Source organism: Chryseobacterium sp. DT-167 (assembly GCF_058310155.1).
Window position 1 is genome coordinate 172,510 of record NZ_JBZEEQ010000003.1, and the last position, 24,042, is coordinate 196,551.

Annotated in this window: 26 protein-coding genes; all 26 read left to right on the forward strand. The window is 34.3% G+C overall.

Annotated features, from left to right (window positions below; all coding sequences use genetic code 11):
- Positions 1-68: 68 nt before the first annotated feature.
- The 26 genes from AC4FQ5_RS05530 (at position 69) to AC4FQ5_RS05655 (ending at position 23,437) form a co-directional block, all read left to right on the forward strand.
- Entirely contained in the window at positions 69-563 is a 495-nt protein-coding gene (locus AC4FQ5_RS05530; protein WP_267599232.1) for a F0F1 ATP synthase subunit B, read from the forward strand.
- Positions 564-565: 2 nt separating this feature from the next.
- Positions 566-1,105, forward strand: coding sequence for an ATP synthase F1 subunit delta (atpH, locus tag AC4FQ5_RS05535; protein WP_491141492.1), 540 nt, complete (start codon positions 566-568; stop codon positions 1,103-1,105).
- 18 nt (positions 1,106-1,123) lie between these two features.
- Positions 1,124-2,701, forward strand: a complete 1,578-nt coding sequence (atpA, locus tag AC4FQ5_RS05540; protein WP_300351360.1) for a F0F1 ATP synthase subunit alpha — start codon at positions 1,124-1,126, stop codon at positions 2,699-2,701.
- Between the two features lie 85 nt (positions 2,702-2,786).
- Complete coding sequence (atpG, locus tag AC4FQ5_RS05545; protein ID WP_491141493.1) at positions 2,787-3,656, forward strand: ATP synthase F1 subunit gamma; 870 nt, start codon at positions 2,787-2,789, stop codon at positions 3,654-3,656.
- A gap of 96 nt (positions 3,657-3,752) precedes the next feature.
- The gene (locus AC4FQ5_RS05550; protein ID WP_491141494.1) at positions 3,753-5,114 is read left to right on the forward strand and encodes a hemolysin family protein; all 1,362 of its coding nucleotides are present in this window, start codon (positions 3,753-3,755) and stop codon (positions 5,112-5,114) included.
- 14 nt (positions 5,115-5,128) lie between these two features.
- Positions 5,129-5,434 carry an ATP-dependent Clp protease adaptor ClpS gene (locus AC4FQ5_RS05555; RefSeq protein WP_491141495.1) on the forward strand — a complete coding sequence of 102 codons (306 nt, stop codon included), beginning with the start codon at positions 5,129-5,131 and terminating at the stop codon, positions 5,432-5,434.
- 119 nt (positions 5,435-5,553) lie between these two features.
- Positions 5,554-6,168 carry a uridine kinase gene (udk, locus tag AC4FQ5_RS05560; RefSeq protein ID WP_050380023.1) on the forward strand — a complete coding sequence of 205 codons (615 nt, stop codon included), beginning with the start codon at positions 5,554-5,556 and terminating at the stop codon, positions 6,166-6,168.
- Between the two features lie 3 nt (positions 6,169-6,171).
- Positions 6,172-6,528: an FtsB family cell division protein gene (locus AC4FQ5_RS05565; RefSeq protein ID WP_491141496.1), complete on the forward strand. Its 357-nt coding sequence runs from the start codon at positions 6,172-6,174 to the stop codon at positions 6,526-6,528.
- Positions 6,529-6,622: 94 nt separating this feature from the next.
- A complete protein-coding gene (locus AC4FQ5_RS05570; RefSeq protein ID WP_491141497.1) occupies positions 6,623-7,786 on the forward strand; it encodes a methylmalonyl-CoA mutase family protein in 1,164 nt (387 codons plus the stop codon).
- Complete coding sequence (locus AC4FQ5_RS05575; protein ID WP_491141498.1) at positions 7,786-8,226, forward strand: DinB family protein; 441 nt, start codon at positions 7,786-7,788, stop codon at positions 8,224-8,226. Before AC4FQ5_RS05570 ends, AC4FQ5_RS05575 begins: the two co-directional genes overlap by 1 nt.
- A gap of 5 nt (positions 8,227-8,231) precedes the next feature.
- Positions 8,232-9,380, forward strand: coding sequence for a class I SAM-dependent methyltransferase (locus tag AC4FQ5_RS05580; RefSeq protein WP_491141499.1), 1,149 nt, complete (start codon positions 8,232-8,234; stop codon positions 9,378-9,380).
- A gap of 126 nt (positions 9,381-9,506) precedes the next feature.
- Positions 9,507-9,764, forward strand: a complete 258-nt coding sequence (locus AC4FQ5_RS05585) for a hypothetical protein (RefSeq protein WP_491141500.1) — start codon at positions 9,507-9,509, stop codon at positions 9,762-9,764.
- Positions 9,765-9,898: 134 nt separating this feature from the next.
- Positions 9,899-11,278, forward strand: a complete 1,380-nt coding sequence (locus AC4FQ5_RS05590; protein WP_491141501.1) for a dipeptidase — start codon at positions 9,899-9,901, stop codon at positions 11,276-11,278.
- 116 nt (positions 11,279-11,394) lie between these two features.
- Positions 11,395-12,885 (forward strand): T9SS type A sorting domain-containing protein, encoded by a 1,491-nt coding sequence (locus AC4FQ5_RS05595; protein ID WP_491141502.1) that lies wholly within the window; start codon positions 11,395-11,397, stop codon positions 12,883-12,885.
- An 80-nt stretch (positions 12,886-12,965) separates the two neighbouring features.
- Entirely contained in the window at positions 12,966-13,673 is a 708-nt protein-coding gene (locus AC4FQ5_RS05600) for an SDR family oxidoreductase (RefSeq protein WP_491141503.1), read from the forward strand.
- Positions 13,674-13,837: 164 nt separating this feature from the next.
- Positions 13,838-14,584, forward strand: a complete 747-nt coding sequence (locus AC4FQ5_RS05605) for an electron transfer flavoprotein subunit beta/FixA family protein (protein WP_491141504.1) — start codon at positions 13,838-13,840, stop codon at positions 14,582-14,584.
- A 42-nt stretch (positions 14,585-14,626) separates the two neighbouring features.
- A complete protein-coding gene (locus AC4FQ5_RS05610) occupies positions 14,627-15,574 on the forward strand; it encodes an electron transfer flavoprotein subunit alpha/FixB family protein (RefSeq protein ID WP_491141505.1) in 948 nt (315 codons plus the stop codon).
- Between the two features lie 173 nt (positions 15,575-15,747).
- The gene (locus AC4FQ5_RS05615; RefSeq protein ID WP_491141506.1) at positions 15,748-16,347 is read left to right on the forward strand and encodes a bifunctional nuclease family protein; all 600 of its coding nucleotides are present in this window, start codon (positions 15,748-15,750) and stop codon (positions 16,345-16,347) included.
- Between the two features lie 18 nt (positions 16,348-16,365).
- Positions 16,366-17,625 carry a nucleoside permease gene (locus AC4FQ5_RS05620; protein ID WP_491141507.1) on the forward strand — a complete coding sequence of 420 codons (1,260 nt, stop codon included), beginning with the start codon at positions 16,366-16,368 and terminating at the stop codon, positions 17,623-17,625.
- Between the two features lie 203 nt (positions 17,626-17,828).
- Entirely contained in the window at positions 17,829-18,803 is a 975-nt protein-coding gene (locus AC4FQ5_RS05625) for a zinc metalloprotease (protein ID WP_491141508.1), read from the forward strand.
- Between the two features lie 108 nt (positions 18,804-18,911).
- Complete coding sequence (locus AC4FQ5_RS05630; protein ID WP_491141509.1) at positions 18,912-19,466, forward strand: RNA polymerase sigma factor; 555 nt, start codon at positions 18,912-18,914, stop codon at positions 19,464-19,466.
- Positions 19,432-20,127 carry a hypothetical protein gene (locus AC4FQ5_RS05635; RefSeq protein ID WP_491141510.1) on the forward strand — a complete coding sequence of 232 codons (696 nt, stop codon included), beginning with the start codon at positions 19,432-19,434 and terminating at the stop codon, positions 20,125-20,127. Before AC4FQ5_RS05630 ends, AC4FQ5_RS05635 begins: the two co-directional genes overlap by 35 nt.
- 81 nt (positions 20,128-20,208) lie before the next feature.
- Positions 20,209-21,291: a hypothetical protein gene (locus AC4FQ5_RS05640; protein WP_491141511.1), complete on the forward strand. Its 1,083-nt coding sequence runs from the start codon at positions 20,209-20,211 to the stop codon at positions 21,289-21,291.
- Between the two features lie 158 nt (positions 21,292-21,449).
- Complete coding sequence (locus AC4FQ5_RS05645; protein ID WP_491141512.1) at positions 21,450-21,833, forward strand: hypothetical protein; 384 nt, start codon at positions 21,450-21,452, stop codon at positions 21,831-21,833.
- Positions 21,830-22,234, forward strand: a complete 405-nt coding sequence (locus AC4FQ5_RS05650; RefSeq protein ID WP_491141513.1) for a hypothetical protein — start codon at positions 21,830-21,832, stop codon at positions 22,232-22,234. Before AC4FQ5_RS05645 ends, AC4FQ5_RS05650 begins: the two co-directional genes overlap by 4 nt.
- A 24-nt stretch (positions 22,235-22,258) precedes the next feature.
- On the forward strand, positions 22,259-23,437 hold the full coding sequence (locus AC4FQ5_RS05655) for an acetyl-CoA C-acyltransferase (RefSeq protein ID WP_491141514.1): 1,179 nt from the start codon (positions 22,259-22,261) through the stop codon (positions 23,435-23,437).
- The last annotated feature ends 605 nt before the right edge of the window (positions 23,438-24,042 follow it).

Sequence of the window (24,042 nt, forward strand, 5' to 3'; positions counted from 1 at the left end):
TTGGCTGCTGCTAAGGATTTTTAAAAAAGATATCCATAAATTATTACATTAAAAAAAGAATTACAGATATGGGAATTATAGAACCTGGAATTGGACTTTTGTTTTGGATGACGCTTACATTCGCTATCCTATTATTTATCCTTGCTAAATTTGCTTGGAAACCAATTGTAAATGCAGTAAATGACAGAGAGGCTTCTATCGTTGATGCTTTGAATCAGGCTAAATTGGCTAAAAAAGAAATGGAAGATCTTAAATCTGATAACGAAAGAATTATTCGTGAAGCTAAAATTGAAAGAGATTCTATCCTTAAAGAAGCCAGAGAAATTAAAGACAGAATCGTAGGAGAGGCTAAAGATGTTGCTAAAGCTGAAGGTGATAAAATCATTGATGCTGCTAAGCAAACGATCCAGACTGAGAAGAATGCTGCAATGTCAGAAATCAGAACTCAGATTGGTGCTTTATCTGTAAATATTGCAGAATCTATCTTGCAGAAAAATTTAGAGAAAACTGAAGCTCAGGACGAGTTGGTTCAAAATTATTTAAACAAATCTAATCTTAACTAAGAATGCTTACATCTAAAGTAGCTAAAAGATACGCACAAGGTTTGCTGGATTTCACAAACGAATCCGGACAGACTGCTGCCGTATTTTCTGAAATGAAAGATGTTAAGAAAGTGATGTCTGAATCTGATGATTTAAACAAATTTTTCAAGACGCCTTACATCGATGCAAAAAAGAAAGAGGACGTTGCTAAAGAGATTTTTAAAGGTTTTTCACCGGTTTCTCAGAATTTGATTACTTTAGTGATCAGACAGGGTCGTGAAAATCATTTGAAAAATATTGCTCAGGAATTCATTAATAAAGTTGAAGATATCAATGGAGTACAGAGAATTACTCTTACTACCGCAACTCAGCTTTCTAAAGAAAATATTGATCAGATTTTAAAATCTACAGACTTAGTAAAAGCAGGTTCAAACTTTGACTTAAATCTTACCATCAATCCTGATATTTTAGGAGGATATATTTTAAGAGTAGGTGATCAGCAGATTGATGCATCTGTAAAATCTAAGCTTAATAATATCAAAAAAGATTTTCATTTAAATTAAGAAAAAAACAACCATATAATGGCAGAAATAAATCCGGCAGAAGTATCTGCGATCTTAAAACAACAGTTGGCCAACTTCGACACTCAATCAAACGTTGAGGAAGTAGGTACAGTTTTGACCATCGGTGATGGTATTGCTCGTGTATACGGGTTAGAAAATGTACAGTACGGTGAGTTGGTAAAATTTGCTAGCGATGTAGAAGGTATCGTACTAAACTTAGAAGAAGACAACGTAGGTGTGGCTCTTTTAGGTGAAAGTAAATTGGTAAGAGAAGGAGATACAGTAAGAAGAACAAACAGAATCTCTTCTATCAAAGTAGGAGAAGGAATGTTAGGTAGAGTTGTTGATACTCTAGGTAACCCAATCGATGGTAAAGGACCTATCGAAGGTGAATTGTACGAAATGCCATTGGAAAGAAAAGCTCCGGGTGTTATCTACAGACAGCCGGTTACTGAGCCTTTACAAACTGGTATCGTTGCGATTGACTCAATGATTCCTGTAGGAAGAGGTCAGAGAGAGTTGATCATTGGTGACAGACAGACAGGTAAAACTACTGTTGCGATTGATACAATCATCAACCAAAGAGAATTTTTTGATGCAGGAAATCCTGTATATTGTATATATGTTGCTATCGGTCAGAAAGCTTCTACAGTAGCACAAATCGTTAAAACTTTATCAGACAAAGGTGCTTTAGCTTATACCGTAATTGTTGCAGCTAACGCTTCAGATCCGGTTCCTATGCAGGTTTATTCTGCAATGGCAGGTGCATCTATCGGTGAGTTCTTCAGAGACACAGGTAGACCGGCTTTGATCATTTATGATGATTTATCTAAACAAGCAGTTGCTTACCGTGAGCTTTCTCTACTATTGAGAAGACCACCGGGACGTGAGGCTTATCCTGGAGACGTTTTCTATCTTCACTCAAGATTATTGGAAAGAGCTGCAAAAGTTATCGCTGATGATACAATTGCAAGCCAAATGAATGATTTACCAGAGTCATTGAAGCCAATCGTAAAAGGTGGTGGTTCATTAACTGCACTTCCGATTATCGAGACTCAGGCAGGTGACGTTTCTGCATATATTCCAACCAACGTAATCTCTATTACTGACGGACAGATCTTCTTGGAGTCTGACTTGTTCAACTCAGGGGTGCGTCCTGCGATCAACGTAGGGATCTCTGTATCAAGAGTAGGAGGTAATGCTCAGATCAAATCAATGAAAAAAGTTTCTGGTACTCTTAAATTAGACCAGGCTCAGTATAAAGAATTAGAGGCGTTCGCTAAATTCGGTTCTGATCTTGATGCTTCTACTTTAGCGGTTATCTCTAAGGGTGAAAGAAACGTTGAACTTTTGAAACAGCCGGTAAACTCTCCACTTCCTGTTGACAGCCAGGTAGCTATGATCTATGCAGGTACAGAGAACTTATTAAGAAACGTTCCTATCAACAAAGTAAAAGAATTCCAGATTGAGTATATCTCTTTCCTAAGATCTAAGCACCCTGAAACAATGGCTGCAATCAAAGCTGGGAAAATCGATAACGATATCACAGGTGTTCTTAAGCAGGCAGCTAATGATTTAGCTTCTAAATATAACTAAAAATTAGTTGATGGTTTTTGGTTGATAGTTGACAGAATTTTCTAAAACTAGCAACCAACAACCGACAACCAACAACTAACCAAATATGGCAAACTTAAAAGAAATACGAGGAAGAATCAGTTCAATTTCATCTACGATGCAAATCACGCGTGCTATGAAAATGGTTTCGGCAGCGAAACTAAAAAAAGCACAGGATGCCATCGTAATGTTGAGACCGTATTCTGAAAAATTGCAGGAGATCATCCAGAATGTAAATTCTAGTTCAGATCCTGATCAGGTTTCTATTTATGCTCAAAAAAGAGAGGTTAAAAAAGTGCTTTTCATCGCTGTTACATCAAACAGAGGTTTGGCTGGTGCATTTAACTCAAATATTGTGAAAGAACTGAATATTCAGTTTCAGAATAATTCTCAGTACGAAATTGAAGTTCTTACCATTGGTAAAAAAGCTTATGATGCGGTAAGAAGAAACCGTACCGTGTTTTCAAACGAAAGCAGTGTTTTTGATAAGTTAAGTTTTGATGTAGTTTCAAACGTTACCGAAACGGTAATGAGCAACTTCAGAGAAGGTAAGTTTGATGAAGTGTATGTGATTTATAATAAATTTATCAATGCTGCTACTCAGGAAGTAATTACAGAAAAAGTTCTTCCGATTTCAATGGTTGAAACTGATGCTGTAGAAACTCAGGTTGAAACAGATTATATCTTTGAGCCAAACAGGAATGAGATTTTGGATAATTTAATTCCGAAATCTATCAAAACTCAGGTTTTCAAGGCAGTTTTAGATTCTGTGGCTTCAGAGCACGGTGCCAGAATGACAGCGATGCACAAAGCAACGGACAATGCGCAGGAACTGAAGAATGATTTGGTCATCTTTTACAACAAAGCGAGACAGGCTGCTATTACAAACGAAATCTTAGAAATCGTTTCAGGAGCAGAAGCTTTGAAAAACTCGTAATAAAATATTCAAAAAATATTAAAGCATCGATATCTTCGGTGCTTTTTTTGTTAGTTTTATTTTGTATATCTTTGTACAATAAATTATAATTTCTAAATGGACTCGGACATAGTCAGGCTACTATTAGCTTTGTTTCTTGTATTATTAAATGGCTTTTTCGTAGCCGCAGAATTTTCAATTGTTAAAGTTCGTTACTCTCAAATTCAGCTCAAAGCTGCCGAAGGTGATTCGATGGCAAAACAAGCTGAGCATATTATCAAGCATCTTGATGAATACCTCTCTGCAACGCAGCTTGGGATTACATTAGCCTCCTTAGCTTTAGGTTGGGTAGGTGAAAGTGCGATGCACCATGTGATAGATAACCTATTTCATTCACTTAATATTAATTTTAGCGAATCTACCGTCACCACTATTTCTGTTGTGATCAGTTTTTTGATTATCACGGTAATGCATATCGTTTTTGGTGAATTGATTCCGAAATCTATTGCCATTAGAAAAGCTGAAGCTACAACAATGGCAACGGCAGTTCCGTTACGAGTGTTTTATACCGTTTTCAAACCATTTATCTGGTTAATGAATTTAATGTCAAACGGAGTTTTAAGATTAATGAAAATTCATCCGGCTTCGGAGCAGGAGATTCATTCTACGGAAGAATTACAGCTTTTGGTAAAACAAAGTGCAGATAGCGGTGAAATTGAAGAAGAAAACTACGAGATCATTAAAAATGCATTTGATTTTACTGATCACTCAGCAAAACAGATCATGGTTCCGAGACAGAATATTACGTCAATCGATTTTGCAGATGATTTAAATGAAATCATTACTAAAATCATGGATAGCGGATATTCTAGAATTCCTGTCTATGAAAACTCAATCGATAATATCATTGGAGTATTTTACACAAAAGAAATTATCAGAGAATTCGTTAAAAGGAAAGGGGAACTAAGTCATGAAGATCTTAGAGAACTGATGCGTGAGTCTTTCTTTGTGGTCGGAAGCAAGAAGATTTCAGATTTGCTTAAGATTTTCCAACAGAAAAAACAGCATTTGGCAATTGTAATTGATGAATTTGGAGGTACAGAAGGAATCATTACTTTAGAAGATATTTTAGAAGAACTGGTCGGAGAAATTCAGGATGAAGAAGATGATGAAGAAAAACTGGTTGATAAAGTAGGAGACAACATATTTTGGGTAAAAGCGACTCAGCCTTTAGATGAAATCAATGAATCTTTACCTAAAAAACTAACTGTCTCTGAAGAGAGTGAGTATAATACTTTGGCCGGATTTATTCTGCACGCCTTAGAAGATATTCCTGAAGAAAATCAGGAATTTGATTTGGAAAATTATCATTTCAAGATCTTAAAAATGAATAATAAGAGCGTTGAAATGGTAGAGCTGATTTATAATGGACCTAATAATATCGTAGATGATATTTTAGATAAATTTGGAGAAGATTAAAAATTTTAGAAAAAATGATTTTTTATAATAGCATAAAAGATTACGAAAATCCGAAACGTCAGTACGAAGAAGAAGTTCTTGTTTTGGATGAAACCGATGAAGTGTACAAATTAATTTTACACAACGATGATATTCATACATTTGATGATGTGATCGAAGCATTAATAGAAATTTGCAAGCATGACTTCATACAGGCCGAACAGTGTACGATGCTCGTACATTACAAAGGCAAATGCACAGTAAAAACAGGCTCTATGGATGTGTTGAAACCAATGCATGAAAAATTAATTTCAAGAAGCTTAACAAGCGAAATCGTATAAAATAAACTCTGGCAAACTGCCAGAGTTTGTTATTTTACAGTAAATATTTTGACTGAATATTTTGATCTTTCAATTCTTTAATCTCTTAATTGTTTTATATTTGTAAAAACTATATTAGAATGCTTGTAATAGGAATTGCGGGGGGAACAGGATCCGGCAAAACTACAGTTGTTGATAAGATCATTCAGCAGCTTGATATTGAAGGAATGAATATTTTGTCTCAGGACAATTATTACCACGATAATCACAATCTTACATTGACGGAAAGAGAAGCGTTGAACTACGATCATCCCAAGTCAATAGACTTTGAGCTAATGCTGAAACATGTAAAAGCACTGAAAAATAACGAATCAATAGAGCAACCGGTTTACAGTTTCGTTACGCACTCCAGAACAGGCGATCATGTTACCGTAGAACCGAAAAATGTATTGGTTGTAGAAGGTATTTTGGTTTTAACGAACAAAGAATTGCTAAAAGAATTTGACTTGAAAGTCTTTGTACATGCAGATTCAGACGAAAGACTGATCAGAAGGATTAGAAGAGATACACAGGAAAGAGGAAGAGATCTGAACGAGGTTTTACACCGCTATCAGACAACTTTGAAGCCGATGCATCAGGAATTCATCGAGCCATCAAAAAACGATGCCGATTTGATTATTCCAAATATGAAACAGAATTCTGTGGCGATAGATTTTTTAACGACTGTTATTAAAAATTCACTGAGAAAACATTAAAAAATGGCTGAAAAAGAATTAATTAAAGACATTCAACCCAAATCGGAAACCATCAGATTTTTTCAGAATTATGTTTTGAATAAATATGTGATTGCGATATGTCTTTTTTTGGTGTGGATGATTTTCTTCGATAAAACCTCGTTTCTTGTAATCAATGAACTGAATGGTGAGATTGGTAAATATGAAGAACAGCTCGAATATTATAAATCAGAATATGAAAAGAACGACAAATTCTACAAAAAGCTGATGAATAATAAATCTGAAAAAGAAAAATACGCCAGAGAAAATTATTTCATGAAAAAACCGAATGAAGAAATTTTTATTCTGGTGGTAGACAGTGCAAATATTGCCAGGAAATAATTTTGAAGTGAATTGTAAATAGTTTAATTGTCAATCTGAAAATTAATCTGCAAATCACGATTACTCATTACCCACTACTTATTACTCATTATTTATGTCAAATACGGAAACTTTTTCCAACTGGGAAAATTTAGTTAAAAAGCAGCTGAAAACTGAAGATATTTATACCATTCTGAAAAAAGAAAATTTAGAAGGAATTGATGTAAAGCCTTTTTACAATGATGTTCAAAAGCCATTAACCAATCTTCCGAAAGTTGAAGAAAATACTCATTTGGTAGCAACTTATCACGAAGCTTTGGAAGAGGATGTTTTTGCATTTTTGCTTAATGAAAATGTAGAAAATCTTGTAAACAAAACGATATTTATTAACAATAAAGATTTGGCAGAACACATCAGTCCGCAAGACGAGGATCAATATTTTTCTCTGATAGATGTTTTTGATGAAAATATTGCGGTGATTGATGATCAATTAGTCAGAGAATTATTGGCAAAAAGTTTCAAAAGAAATATCTGTGTAGATGCTTCAATTCATCAGAATTCAGGAGCGTCTATCGTACAGCAGTTGGGAATTGCTTTGGCAAAAACAAAAGAATTAGTTGAAATGTATGGCGTTGAGATTTTAGATAAATTAATTTTCAGATTGGCAATTGGAGGAAACTACTTCTTTGAAATGGCTAAAATCCGTGCATTTAAGCTTGTTTTTAATCAGCTTTCTAAAGAATACGGTTTGGATGATATTCCTTACATTTTTGCTGAAACATCTTCAAGAAATAAATCAGTTTCAGACAGTGAAAATAATTTGATCCGTTCAACTTTAGAGCTCGCAGCAGCGATGATTGGCGGTGCAGATGCAGTTTTCAGCACCAATTATCAGATTGGAAATAATACGGAGAATGCAGAGGAAATTTCATTTAAACAGCAGATTGTTCTGGCTTACGAAAGCATTATTAATGTATTTGAAGATGCTTCAAACGGAAGTTATTATGTGGAAGATATTACCCTGCAAATTGCCGAAAAATCTTGGCAGTTCTTTTTAGAAATCGAAGAAACTGGAGGATATTTAGAATCTTTGAATCAAGGAATTCTTCAGAAAAAAATCTACAATCAGGCTGTTGAAGAGCAAAAATGGGTTGAAGAAGGAAAAATAAAACTAATTGGTGTGAATTTATATCCGAAATTAGACGTTAAAAAGTCTGTAGAAGAGCTTTATAATGAAAAAGAAATTAAAGCTGTCCGTTGGGCTGAAATGTTTGAGTAATGAAGGATAAGTTAATTGATCTATTCGAATACACCTATCATTTCAATAACGAAATGATAAAAGTTATTTCAGAAAATATTTCAAAAACAGACGAGAAAACGATCAGTTTAATCAACCATACTTTAAATGCGCAACAAGTCTGGAATTCGAGGATTTTGGACGAAAAATCTTTTGAAATCTGGCAAATTAATCCATTTGAAAGTTTAAGCGAAATCAATCATCAAAACTATCTGAAAAGTATTGAAATTATTGAAAATTCAGATTTTGACAAAAGAATTGAATATCACAATTCAAGAGGTGCAAAATTTGAAAATACTGTTTTCGAAATACTTTTTCATGCAGTCAATCATTCGACTTATCACAGAGGTCAGATCAATTCTTTACTGAAACAAAATGGTATTGAACCAATACTAACGGATTATATTTTCTATAAAAGATAAGTTCTTTGGCAATTCCAATTTTAAATAACGAAATTCAAAATTATATTGACGCAAATCTACATTCAGATCTGCATTCTTTATTATTGAAAAAATCACCCTTTCCGGAAGTTTCTATGCAGGAAATCGTTCAGCAGATCAAAGGAAAACAGGTTGCACAGAAAAAGTTTCCGTTTTTGTTGAAAAAAGGAATTGTTTTTCCGCCACAGCTCAGTCTTGAGCAATCTTCATCGGAAAAAACAGCAGTTTATAAAGCTCAGCTTTTAAAAGGACATAGATTTATTGATTTGACAAGTGGTTTTGGAATCGATGCTTATTATCTTTCTGAAAATTTTGATGAAATTATTCTGGTCGAACAAAATCCCGAACTTTTAAAAATTGTAGAACATAACTGGAATATTTTAGGGAGAAAAGCAGATTTCATTAATCAAAAACTGGAAGGTTTTCTCAATAAAAACACTGAAAATTTTGATGTGATTTATCTTGATCCGGCGCGAAGAGACAATCAAAAAAATAAAGTTTTCCTTTTAGAAGATCTCTCACCAAACATTCTTGAAATCCAGGAAAAGTTGCTCTCAATTTCTAAGCAAATTGTAATTAAACTTTCTCCGCTTATTGATTTGAAATATCTCGCGTCAGTTTTAAAAAATATTTCGAGAATTGATATTATTGCAGTTAAAAATGATGTGAAAGAAGTGGTTGTTTTTTTAACCAACGAAAATTCGGAAAAGATTAAATGTCACTGTATCAATTTAGAAAGTGAAGAATCTGACTTTACTTTCGAATTCGGAAGTGAGGAAAATGCTCAGTCTGAGTTTTCAGAACCTGAAAAATTTATTTATATTCCTAATAATACAATTTTAAAGGCCGGGATTTTTAATTTGATTTCTGAAAAATTTAATCTGAAAAAACTTCATCCAAACACTCACATCTATACTTCTGAAAATAAAATAAATGATTTTCCCGGAAGAATATTTGAAATGGAAGTGATTGACAGTAAGCAGATTAAAAAGAAAGAGCAATTTAATATAATTTCTAAAAACTATCCATTAAAACCTGAAGATATAAAGAAAAAATATGGGTTGAAAGATGGAGGAAATGAGTATCTTATTTTTACACAATCCAAAAAAGGGAAAATAATATTAAAATCAGTATAAAAATGTTGCCGAAAAATGCAATATTTCTTACTTTTGGGCAATCAAAATTTTGACTTGAAATCGCTCTGTCTGTCATTAATGAAGATTTAGCAATTGCAAATGACCTTTAAAAAATAAATAAATCATATGAAAAAATTCATTATATGTTTGGCTATCGCTACAGTTGCAGTAAGCTGTAAAAAGATTCAGGCAGGCGGAAACAAGAATACTTTGAAACTTGAAGAAGGTGTAGAAAGATATTCTGACGATCACCAAGGTGGTCACGAAGGTCACACTGCTGAACCTGCAAGTGAAGTTCCTGCTCATGGTGCTCACGAAACTGAAGCTCCTAAGACAGACAGTACTACAGTAAAACATGCAGATTCTGCAAAAGCCGGACATTAATTTGTTCAAAAAAAAATAAATAAATCCTGCACTTGTGTGGGATTTTTTGTTTTAAAATTGTCTTGACGATAAAATCAAATTTTTGTTTGTTGGGGCAGTCCAATTTTTTTAAATTTATCCAAATTAAATTTACAATGCAAGAGACATTAAATTACATCAACGAAAACAAACTCCGTTTCGTAGATGAATTGTTTGAATTACTGAGAATCGCTTCGATTTCTGCCGATCCGGCTTATAAAAACGAAGTGTTACTATGCGCTGATAAAGTTGCAGAACACCTTAAAAATACAGGTGCAGACAATGTAGAAGTTTGCCAGACAAAAGGTTACCCAATTGTTTTCGGAGAAAAAATCATTGATAAAAGTTTACCAACTGTTTTGGTTTACGGGCATTACGACGTTCAGCCACCAGATCCGCTAGAATTATGGAGAAAACCACCTTTTGAGCCTTACATTGAGAAAACGGAACTTCATCCTGAAGGAGCGATTTTCGCTAGAGGTTCTGCAGATGATAAAGGACAGTTCTTTATGCAGATCAAAGCTTTTGAAGCGATGATGAAAACAAATTCTCTTCCTTGTAATATTAAATTTATTTTTGAAGGTGAAGAAGAAGTGGGTTCTGTAAGTTTAGGTGATTTTGTGAATGAATTTAAAGAAAAATTATCTTGTGATTGTATTTTAATTTCTGATACTCATATTTACAGTAATGAACAACCAACTGTGACTACTGGTCTAAGAGGTTTAAGCTACGTAGAAGTTGAAGTGGAAGGTCCAAACAGAGATTTGCATTCAGGGCTTTATGGTGGGGCAGTTCCAAACCCGATCCATGTGCTTTCCAGAATGATTGCTAAATTGATTGATGAAGACGGGCAAATCACCATTGATGGTTTTTATGATAATGTAGAAGACGTTTCAGACGAAGAAAGAGCTGAAATGAATAAACTGAAAGATAATCCTGAAGAATTCAAAAAATCAATCGGTTTAAATGGAGTAGAAGGTGAAGCAGGTTATACAACTTTAGAAAGAACCTCTATCCGTCCGACTTTAGACTGTAACGGAATTTGGGGTGGTTATACGGGAGAAGGTGCAAAAACTGTCATTCCATCAAAAGCTTCTGCGAAAATCTCTATGCGTTTGGTTCCTTATCAGACGCCGGAAGAGATTACAGAAAAGTTCACCAAATATTTTGAAAAAATTGCTCCCGATAATGTAAAAGTAAAAGTAACTCCACACCACGGTGGATTACCTTATGTTCTGCCAACTGATACTAAAGAATATTTAGCGGCAAAAAGTGCCATGGAAACTGCTTTCGGAAAAGAAGTTCTTCCTTACAGAGGCGGTGGAAGTATTCCTATTACCTCAATGTTTGAACAGGTTTTAGGTGCAAAATCAGTTTTAATGGGATTTGGTCTTGATTCTGATGCAATACATTCACCTAATGAACATTACGGTTTATTCAATTTCTATAAAGGAATTGAAAGTATCCCTTTGTTCTTTGAAAACTATTCTAAATAATGATAATAAGTCCTTAAGAATTTTTTCTTGAGGATTTTTTAAATTTTAACAGTTTTTTTTTAATTCACTATGTTAAACTTTATTATATTTACGCTAAATAATTTAAAATTAATTTTATGAAAAAAAATCTATCAATTTTGGGATTAGCTATGTTTTCTCAATTTTCATTTGCACAAGCTAATTGTGCTGGTGCTTTGGCAGTTGCTTCTGGAAGTACTACTACTGTAGCTAGCTACACAGGAACTTATTTAGCAACTTGTGTTGGTAGCGGTTCTGCAGCAAACTTAACTCCTCCGGGAACTCCGGCAGCAAATTGGTATAAATATACACCTACAACAAATGGTGAAGTCACAATTTCCTCCAATCTACCACAGAATGATGGTTTAACTAAAAGTGATGATACAAGACTTTCAATAATTGCAGGAGCATGTACTGCTTTATCGTGCTATGGGGGAAATGATGATATTTCAGCGACAAACTATTTATCTTCTACAACATTTCCAGTGGCGGCTGGAACAACTTATTACATAGTTTGGGATAATAGATGGAGTAATTTAGGATTTGATTTTACTTTGAATTTTAATTCTGTATCATGTGTAAGACCGAGTGAATTTAGTATTAATACTCCGTACGCAACAAGTACGACTAATGCTACAGTAAGTTGGGCTGCTGCTGTGGGAACACCTGCCTCATATGATGTAGAATATGGAGCAACAGGATTTACACAAGGATCAGGGACTACAATTAATACTTCAACAACAAGTGCATCTATAAGTGGAGCTGCGGGAGCTACTCTTTCTTATTACTTAAGAAGTAATTGTACGGGTACTCAAAGTGCTTGGATTGGACCGTATAGAGCTTTTACTGCATTGAACGCAACTACAACTGGTTATCCGTATGGTTTTGATAATACAAACGGTTTTGCAGCTGACGGGTGGTCAGGAAGTTGGTCTACAAATAATGCTGCGGGGAATCCTCAAGCTGGTGCGCAAATGGTCTTTTCAAATTCCAGTACTGTAACTACTACGGCTACCGACAGATGGTTGTATTCTCGACCAATTTATTTGACTGCTGGAAACTCTTATCAAATTTCATTTTATCTGAGAAATTTCACAGCAGCAACTCCCGTACCCGCACAAAGTTTGCAATTAAAAGTTGGTAACCAACCTAATCCTACTGCTCAAACAACTACAGTTTGGTCAACAACAAGCTTTTCAGCATCAACATGGACTCAGATGACGACACAATTTAGTCCGAATACTAGCGGAGTTTATTATTTTGGTTTTTATCATAATACTCCTGGTGCTGCTGGTGCTGTTTCTTTAGCTCTTGATACATTCAATGTTGCTGGAGGAGTCTTAGGAACAAAAGAACTTGATATGAATAATGTTAAATTTACTCTGCATCCAAACCCAACTTCAGATATCTTAAATATCAAAACAGACTTAAAAATCAATGCAGTATCTGTAGTTGATATGACAGGTAGAAAAGTCAATGTAAAATTAGATGGAGATAAAGTAAGCGTCAAAGCTCTTCCGGCTGGAACTTACCTAATCAACGTTGAAACTACAGATGGTATTTCTACAGAGAAATTCATCAAAAAATAAATACTGGTAAATCTTAGTATATTTAAAACGCCCCAATCGGGGCGTTTTTTGTTATTTTAGAGAAATAAAATTTAATAAATATGATTGAAAATAAAGTAGCCTATATCACAGGAGGAACAAAAGGTATTGGTTTTGGTGTTGCTAAAATTTTACTTGAAAATGGAATTGCAGTTGCATTTTCCGGAAGAAAAAAAGAAGATGTTGCAGAAGCAGAAAAAGAATTACAAAAATATTCCGCACAGGTTTTAGGAATTGTATCCGATGTCAGAAGTTTAGAAAATGAAGAAAAAGCAGTCCAAAGTATTATAAAAAAATTCAGGAGATTAGATTTTGTGATTGCCAATGCTGGATTAGGGATTTTTAAGCCCGTTGACGAATTAACTTCCGAAGAATGGAATTCTATGATCGAAACAAATCTGACAGGAGTTTTCCATACTTTAAAAGCTTCAGTTGAAGAATTAAAGAAAAGTGAAGGATATTACATTACCATTTCAAGCTTAGCGGGAGCAAATTTCTTTGAAAACGGAACTGGTTATAACGCTTCAAAATTTGGTGTAGTAGGTTTTACACAAGCAGCGATGATTGATTTGAGAAAATATAATATCAAATCTACCGTCATTATGCCGGGTTCTGTAGCAACTCATTTCAACGGAAATGAACCTTCAGAAAAAGATAATTGGAAAATCCAGCCTGAAGATATGGGGAATCTGGTCTTGGATATTTTAAAAATGAATCCAAGGGTTTTACCAAGCAAGATAGAGTTTAGAGCAACAAAACCAAAGAGTTAGAAACTTATAATGCGCTGAATAATAATTAAATAAGTATTATGCATGCATAATATATTTTTTATTTATATTTACAAAACTTAACAAACAAAATTGCATCTTCAATTTATCATGTGATGAAGTAAGAGTAAGGTTTGTATTGGTAAATAAAATAATTAAAACAACATATGAAAATATTAGTTTGTATTAGTAGTGTTCCTGATACTACTTCTAAAATTAACTTTACTGCAGATAAATCTGCGTTCGACAAAAACGGAATTCAGTGGGTGATCAACCCACTTGATGAATTTGCTTTAACAAAAGCAATCAAATTACAGGAATCTCAGGGAGCAACTGTAACGGTAATGAATGTAGGAGATGCTACTACAGAACCAGTGATCAGAAAAGCTTTGGCAATCGGTGCAAACGATGCAGTAAGAGTAAATCTTGATCCTAAAGACAGCTATTCTACGGCTAAAGAAATTGCTTCTGTAGCTCAAAACGGAGGTTATGACTTGGTTCTTTGTGGTAAAGAATCTATCGATTATAACGGTGGTTCTGTTCCGGGAATGGTTGCTCAGTTATTAAATCAGCCATTTGTAAATGCATCTGTTGGTTTAGATGTAAATGGAAGCGAAGCGACTGCTGTAAGAGAAATTGAAGGTGGTAAAGAAACTATTTCGGTTAAACTTCCTGCTGTAATTGCTGGTCAGAAAGGTTTAGTTGACGAGAAAGATTTGATTATTCCGAATATGAGAGGAATTATGTCTGCCAGAACAAAACCTCTGCAGGTTGTTGAGCCTGCTTCTTCTGAGGTAAAAGTTCAGGGAGTTTCTTATGACTCTGTTCCGCCAAGAGCAGCCGTGAAAATTGTTTCTCCTGATAATTTGGATGAGTTGGTAAGACTTCTACATGAGGAGGCAAAGGTTATATAATCTTTAATCATTAAATTTTTTAATCATTAAATTAATTTTAAAATGGCAGTATTCGTATACGCAGAAAATATAAACGGAGTTTACAAAAAAGCAGCTTTTGAGGCGGTTTCTTATGCTAAAGCAGTTGCAGATCAGGCAGGTGAAACTGTTACAGCAATCTCAGTAAACCCAACAGATTCTTCAGATTTATTATATAAGTATGGAGCAACAAACGTAATCAATATCAAAGACGAAGGTCTTAAAAATTTCTCGGCAAAAGCTTATGCTCAGGCTGTAAGTGAGGTTCTTGACGGAAATATCATTGTTTTTCCTCACACTACAGATGCTTCTTCGGTAGCACCAATGTTGGCGGTGATGAAGAATTTTTCTTTAATTACTAACGTTTTGGAAGCACCGGAAAGTCAGTCTCCATTTCAGGTAAAAAGAAAAGCATTTTCAGGAAAAGGATTTATGCATGCAAAAGCTGAAGGAGCAGGTGTGATCATCACAGTTTCTCAGAACGCTTTTGGTGTGAAAGAAAACGCAGTTTCTGGTTCTGAAGAAGTGAAAAATCTTTCAGTAGCTAATGAAGATACAAAAGTGATCTCTCACGAGCAAAGTTCAGGAAAATTAGACCTTAAAGAAGCTGAAGTGGTAGTGTCTGCAGGAAGAGGAATGAAAGGTCCTGAAAACTGGGGAATGGTAGAAGAATTGGCAAACGTTTTAGGCGCTGCTACAGCTTGTTCAAAACCGGTTTCAGATATTGGCTGGAGACCTCACACAGAACACGTTGGACAAACCGGTAAAGCAATTTCCCCAAATTTATATATAGCCATCGGTATTTCTGGGGCTATTCAGCATTTGGCGGGAGTAAACTCTTCTAAAACTATTGTCGTAATCAACAGTGATGCAGAAGCTCCGTTCTTCAAATCAGCTGATTACGGTGTTGTAGGAGATGCTTTCCAGATCATTCCTGCATTGACTGAAAAAATCAAAACACTTAAAGGATAAGATTGCTGAATTTTGCTTCACAAGTCAATGGTAAGTTTTAAAATTGATAATGAAGTGAATTGACATTTGAGCATTCAAAATTCAAATAAATACAATAAAAGCTCGGCTTCCGGGCTTTTATTTTTGTCTAAAAAGTAAAACCTACAATAAAAAATTAATTTATATTTGTAGTCATGGATTATAAACAGCTAATCATTCGCGGAATATCGTACAGCCAGACCCAATCGGGAGCTTACGCATTGTTATTGGAACATGAAGAAACACACATTAAATTACCTGTTGTTATAGGAAATTTCGAGGCACAATCCATTTCATTAGGCCTTGAGAAAGACATTCATCCGCCGCGTCCGCTTACCCACGATTTATTTACAAAATTTATAGTTTCCGCTCAGTTTGAATTGGTATCAGTCATCATTTATCAGATTGTTGACGGAGTTTTCTTTTCAAATATCAATTTTAAAAACAAACTTACGGAAGAAGAATTGATCTTAGATGCCAGAACTTCTGATGCTGTAGCAATGGCAGTAAGATTTGATGCGCCTATTTTTACAACGCAGCAGGTTTTGAATGAGGCAGGAATTCTCCTTGAGCTGGAAGAAACAGCCAAAGAAGATGATGTTTTCTCTGAAACGGTTCAGGATGAAGACAGTCTCAAGCATATTTCGATGGAAGAACTACAGAAATTATTAGACGAAGCTGTGAAAGAAGAAGATTTTGATACCGCTCTTGAGATTCAGGAGGAGATTAAAAGAAGAAAAAAGAAAATTGACTAAGATATTTATAAATACATAATGAATTTAAAATTACGATTGACCGTCCTCAGTTTTCTTCAGTTTTTTGTTTGGGGAGCATGGCTTATTACTTTTGCCAATTATTGGTTTGGTACTATGCAATGGGGAGGAGAGCAGTTTGGAATTGTTTTCATGACTTTAGGAATTGCATCCATCATCATGCCTGCTGTAACAGGGATTATTGCCGACCGATGGATGAATGCCGAAAAACTGTATGGAATTTTGCATTTAGGATATGCCATCACTTTGCTTTACTTACCACAGGTAGATAATCCCACAACATTCTTTTGGGTAATGCTGGTTGCCATGCTTTTTTATATGCCGACAATTTCCCTCTCAAATTCTATTGCATATTATGTATTAAAAAATAATAATTTTGATGTGGTAAAAGTTTTCCCGCCAATAAGGGTTTGGGGAACTTTAGGTTTTATTGCTGCCATGTGGATTACAAATTTAACGGGTAACAAAGCTTCAGCAAATCAGTTTTATATTGCGGCAGCTTTTGCGGTAATTTTGGCTGTTTATTCATTCACATTACCTCCTTGTAAACCACAGAGTCTTATTCCAAAAGATGCATCAATTGCGGAAAAATTAGGGCTAAATGCCTTTAAACTCTTCGGAAATTATAAATTGGCATTGTTTTTCATATTCTCAATGTTTTTGGGAGCTGCTTTACAATTGACGAATATGTATGGTGATGTTTTCTTATCAGATTTTGGTAAAAATCCGGCTTACGCAGACAGTTTTGTTGTAAAACGATCTACTTTGATCATGTCTATATCACAGTTTTCAGAGACTGCATTTATTCTGGCAATTCCGTTTTTCTTAAAAAGATTTGGAATTAAAAATGTAATGCTGATTTCCATGTTTGCTTGGGTTCTGCGCTTTGCATTCTTCGCTTATGGCGATCCGTATGGTTTTGGATTAGGTTTGATAATCCTTTCTTGTATTGTTTACGGAATGGCATTCGACTTCTTCAATGTTTCAGGTTCTCTTTTTGTGGAAACAACAACAGATTACAAAATCAGATCTTCTGCTCAAGGTCTGTTTATGATGATGACCAATGGTTTTGGGGCAATTGCAGGAAGTTTTGGAAGCGGATGGGTTATTTCAAACTTCTTTACCTTAGCGAATGGTGATAAAATGTGGCATGAGATATGGCTGCTTTTTGCAGGTTATGCGTTAATAATAACCATTCTGTTTGCTCTTTTCTTTAAGCATAAGCATAATCCGGATGATTTGGCAACAGTGAAGCATTAATTTTCTTACCGAAAATTTAATATTTATTAAATTTTTTCATTATTTATCAGTGTTTGATGTTTATATTGAATGTTTTGATGAATTTTTTTCATATTTTTTTTTATAAAGTGATTGTGGTTCGGGTAAAAATTCTATATTTGTTTTAGAAACGTTATTTTATTAAGAATAATAAAATAATTTATAACAATTAATACAAATACAGAATGAAAAAGACAATTTTTATGCTAGGAATAGTAAGTGCTATTCTAGCTGGCTGCGAATCGGATGAGAAAATAGAAAGCCTGTCGGAAGAAAACCAGATCTCAAATACAAATGAGCGCAGAGGCTGTGCCTCTGACGAAGTTTTGAAAGATCAGATAGCAAATAATCCTGAGTTGGCGATGAAAATCGCACAGATTGAAACGTTTACCCAGTCAAAGATTAATGATAACTTCGAATCCAGACTGGTCAATGGAGTTATCGAAATTCCTGTTGTTGTAAATGTACTCTACAGAACTGCTGCCGAAAATATTTCTCAAGCACAGATTCAATCTCAGATTGATATTCTAAATCAAGATTTTAATGCCACAAACAGCGATTATAGTAATGTTCCTGCTGCATTTTCTAATGTGAAGGCCAATGTAGGAATACGTTTCGTATTAGATCAGGTAGTAAGAAAATCTACAAAAAAAACTTCTTGGGGTACTAGAGATGCAATGAAAAAATCTTCGCAGGGAGGTCTGAATCCTATTTCACCAACAACAAAACTTAATCTTTGGGCATGTACAATTGGTGGCGGGATTTTAGGATATGCACAATTTCCCGGAGGCTCAAGTGCAACAGATGGTGTTGTCATAGATTCTAAATACCTCGGAAACACGGGAACTGCTACTTATCCGTTTAACTTAGGCAGAACTGCTACCCACGAAGTAGGACATTGGATGAATCTTCGCCATATTTGGGGAGATGCTACCTGTGGAAATGATCTGGTAGCTGACACACCTTCTCATAATGCTGCAAATTATGGTGCGCCGGCTTTCCCTCATTACAGCACCTGCTCAGGAACTCCTATAGAAATGACAATGAATTACATGGATTATGTAGATGACAGGGCAATGTACATGTTTTCTGCAGACCAAAAAAATAGAATGTTGGCAATTTTCCAGTCCGGAGGACCAAGATATTCTTTTGCTCAGTAATTTTTCTTTAATCTATTATACAATTGCACTTTTGAAAAAAAGTGCAATTTTTTTTATTTTCGGGCAACCATTTCAACTTTTTACAGTCTTATAGATAGAAACCGATACATGAAGAATTTAGAAGAGAATTTTAAACTTGCCATAAAACAGGACAGAAGAGCTCAGAAAGCCCTTTATGAATTGTTTTCAGCTAAAATGTTGGCAGTTGCAAATTCTTACACAAATAATATTCATGATGCTGAAGATATTTTATTGAATGCTTTTCTGAAGTGTTTTAATAAAATAGAAGACTGTAAAGTATGGAAAAGCTTTCCGTTTTGGCTGAGAAAAATTGTGGTAAATGACTCTATCACTTTTGTCAGGAAAAACAGAAATATCCTTTATTCAGATATTGAGATTGCAGATGATCTTCCGGACGATGAGATTGATGAGAGACTGAATGATATTAATCTCGAAGAGATATTTTCTCAAATGCCTGAAGGATATAAACTGGTATTTAATCTTTATGTATTTGAAGACAAAAAGCATCAGGAAATTGCTGAAATTCTTAATATTTCAGAAGGCACAAGCAAAAGCCAATTGAGCAAAGCCAAAAAATGGATTGCTGATTATTTAAAAGCAAAAGAAAATGAACAAAAAAATACTGAAACAGCTAAAATCTGACTACGAAGAGCTCGAAATAAAGCCTTCTGCAAATCTTTGGGATCAGATTGATGCAGCTTTGGAAAAAGAATCTGCATCACCTCAGAAATCATCTTTCTCTGTTAACTGGTGGAAGTATGCAGCTGTTGTTTTATTACTGATTTCTTTGGGAGCTTTGATGTATTACAACGAAGGTTTTAATACTGAAAAAACAGACTACATTGTAAAACAGAATCTTAAAAAAGAAGTATTAGAAAAAGAGAATAATTCAGAAAAAATTTTTCAAAAAGAAAATACAGTTGTAGAAACTGCTCCGAAAATTGTTAACGAAACCGATCAGAAAGTAAAACAGAATAACAACAAGGATTTAGTACCACAAAAAGAAATTATTAAACCTCAAATTTCAGAACCTACAGAAACAAAAATTGTTATTAACCAACCTGAAAACAAAATTGATCAACCTGAAAATATTGAAAATAAGATTAATCCTGTAATTTCAGATACAAAGAAAATCAGCTACGTAAGCGCAAACGATCTTTTGTTGGGAAGAGAACTTGACAAATCCCGTGAGAATGCTAATATGGAGAAAAGAAATTTCGGTGTTATCCATCTTAATAAAGTGCTTCCTAATTTTGGTAATGTTACTGTTCTGGGAGTAAGTGTTTACGTAGATTCTAAATAGATTAATAAATTTTTTGAAATAAAAAATACTGCTACAATAGTCTGCAGAAGTAAAATAATGTCTAAAAAATAATTACTAAATATGAAAACAAAAATTGCCTTACTCGCTGCTGTCATTGCGTTTTCCTATGCTAATGCTCAGGAAAATCCTTACACTGACATCCATATGAGAAACTATTCTAAAAAAATTGATAGTATTATCGTCTCTGAAAAAGCAAAAATGAATACTGAGCTTGATAATTTAGATAAAAGTTTTAAAGAAAATAAATTATCGGCAGAAGAAAAGCAGAAACAGAGAAATGAAGTTGCCACGAAATACGAGCAGATTATTAATGAAAAAGTTGATAACGAAAAAGGTAATTTAGAAAATGCAACCAAAGAATTGGTGAAAAGTTCTGTGATGGGAAAAGGAAAGGTTTTTGATCAAATCGGTTTTGCGCAAAATAATGCAATTCTTAGTTTTAAAGATCAAAAAAAGACTAAAAAAGAATTATTAAAAGAAAATGATTTAAATATATCTTTTGCTTTTGCAAATCTTACAAATTCTGCCGGTTCTTTGAATTTGGCAAACAGATCTTCGGAAATGAAATTTGGAAAATCTTCATCCTATGTTATTGAATATCGCGCTACAAGACAGTTTGGTTCACTTACTTCTCCTGTGTTCTATAGAGTCGGATTAGGTGTGAGAACTGATACTTATGCTTTAGATAATTCTAAAGTTTTTTTACAGCAGAATCGCCAGATTTACCTCACAGATTTCACGCAGGGAAATTTAAAAAATTCAAGAATTTCCAATTATTATGTGACCGTTCCTATCGATTTTGTTTTTGTCTTAAATCCTAAGTATACTACCGAAAACGATGTGAAAATGCTTGATAACTCAAAAGGTAATTTCAGAGTTTCGGCCGGAGTTTACGGTGGTGTGAGATATCTAAGTCAAAATCAAATTATCTATAAAAATTTTGAGGATCACAGAACAAGTTACAGAGAAAATATTAATGGATCTGTGAATAACTTCCTTTTTGGAGGTAAAATATCTTTAGGATATGGCGCATTGAATGTTTTTGTGAAAAAAGATTTTACCCCTATATTTAATGAAAATGCCAAAATAAATAACAAATATGGGATTCAGATTGGTTTAGAATTACTGTATATTAATTTTTAAGTATTCATCTGAATTTAATTTTCATTAAATAATAATTAATTTTTCGTTAAATATTTTGTCGATATTAATAGTTAGTAATCAATTATTTGATTTTGAAACACACCTTCATTAAGTGTGTTTTTTTTTGTACTTTGGCTTTCTAAGAATCTTATAAAAAGATGAAAAATATACAATTAGTCGGATTGATTTTAGTGGTCGTCGGAAGTTTCCTTCCGCTCGTTCATGTTCCTGTTATTGGGAACTGGAATTACTGGAAAGTAGACCATTATCTGGCAATCGCTTGTTGGGTTTTCTCTGCAATTGCATTGTTCGGAATCATGAATAACAATCCGAAAATCGTTAAAACTTTTAGCATTTTGCTAATTCTTTTGTTTCTGTTTACCATTTTCGCGACAAAATATCAGGCGTTCAGCTATTTCAGTTTTCTTCCATTCAAATCATGGACAGAAACTTTAGCTGCAACAGTAAAGCTAAAATGGGGTTGGGTAGTTGAATTTTTAGGAGCTATCTTGATGTTATTTGCAACAAAGAAAAAAATATGAAAGTATACTCAATTTTAGTTATCATATTCATTTTCTGTTCTTCTAGAGTGAAATCTCAGGAGCATTTTTTATTACCAGATTCTCCTGCAAAATGTCACCTTATCAAAGAAGGCAAATTCATTAAAGAAGGTGGTTCTGCCAAAAAATGGAATATCGTCATCAAAAAAGATTCTCAACGGGAGTACACGAATAATGGTAAAGATTATATTAAATATAAAATAGAATATCTAGACGACTGCACCTATAAAACTACAGTCACAGGGAAATCAGATGGTAAAAATCCTATGAGAATAGGTGATGTCATCACTAATAAAATTATAGAAACGGATCATCAGTTTATTAAAATTCAGACTCTCTACTTTAATAAAACCGATGAATTTGTTCTTGAAAAAATAGAGTAAATTAAAATTAAATAATTATATAAAATGAAAGAAGTATTCATAGTTTCCGCAGTAAGAACACCAATGGGAAGTTTTATGGGAAGCTTATCCACAGTTCCTGCTACAAAATTGGGCGCAACTGCAGTAAAAGGAGCGTTAGACAAGATCAGTCTTGATCCTAAAAACGTTCAGGAAATTTATATGGGTAACGTGTTACAGGCAGGTGAAGGACAGGCTCCGGCTCGTCAGGTTGCATTAGGAGCTGGACTTTCAAACGAAACTCCGTCTACAACGATCAATAAAGTTTGTGCTTCAGGGATGAAAGCGGTAACAATGGCTGCACAGGCGATCAAAGCTGGTGATGCAGATGTAATTGTTGCAGGAGGTATGGAAAATATGTCTTCAGTTCCGCATTACTACAATGCAAGAAACGCTACAAAATTAGGCGACGTAAAAATGCAGGACGGAATGGTTTTAGACGGTCTTACAGACGTTTACAACAAAGTTCACATGGGAGTTTGCGCAGAAAAATGTGCTGCAGATTACCATTTTACAAGAGAAGATCAGGATAATTTTGCCATCGAATCTTATAAAAGATCTGCGAAAGCATGGAGCGAAGGGAAATTTGCTGAAGAGGTAGTTCCTGTTTCAATTCCACAAAGAAAAGGAGATCCGATCATTTTTTCTGAAGATGAAGAATACAAAGCGGTGAATTTCGATAGACTTCCTACACTTCCTACAGTTTTCAAAAAAGAAGAAGGAACTGTTACGGCAGCCAATGCATCTACTTTAAATGACGGTGCTTCTGCGTTGATCCTTGTTTCAAAAGAGAAAATGGAAGAATTGGGATTGAAGCCATTGGCAAAAATCATTTCTTACGCTGACGCAGCTCAGGAGCCTGAAAACTTTACAACTGCGCCTTCAAAAGCATTACCAATTGCTCTTAAAAAGGCAGGTCTTGAGATTTCAGATATTGATTTCTTCGAATTCAATGAAGCGTTTTCTGTAGTTGGTTTGGCAAACAATAAGATCTTAGGATTGGATGCTGCTAAAGTAAACGTGAATGGAGGAGCAGTAGCTTTGGGACATCCACTTGGAAGTTCAGGCTCAAGAATCATCGTTACTCTGATCAATGTATTAAAACAAAACAACGGTAAATACGGTGCTGCAGCTATCTGTAATGGTGGTGGTGGCGCTTCTGCTATTGTTATTGAAAATATGTAAGATTTTATGAAAACAAAATATGCCATTGTAATATTTTTAGTAGGCTTCATAATCAATTTATTTGGTGTCTGGTTGAAAATTACACACTTCTCATTTGGACCACTTAATGGCAATATTTGCCTAACAGTAGGTTCTATTGTTCAGGGTTTAGGTATTTTGTTAATTATTTTTAAAAATTCTGACGAATCAAAAATTCAAAGATTTTTTAAATAAATAGATGCACTTACAATAAAGTTAAAGCCAAAATCATACGTGTTTTTGGCTTTTTTATTTAATTTATTAATACCTAATTTGAATTTAATTGTATTCAAAACTATAGTGAGCTCTGTGAATTGCTTCGCAGGAGCAAAATGTTTGTAGAATAGTATCAACTTAATGAACGAACTCCGTAGGAGCAACACTTTAAAAACCTATTGCTTCTACACAAAAGAATATTCTTAAAATTAATATTCATTTAATTCAAAAAAAATAAGCACTAAAAATTTCTCCTGCGATATTAAAATATTGTTATGCTGTCTGACTCCCGACATTCAAAAGCAAAACAGAATGAAGCTTTCTGAAATTCAGACGAAGCAAACCAATACAGAGAGATACTTTCTGATATT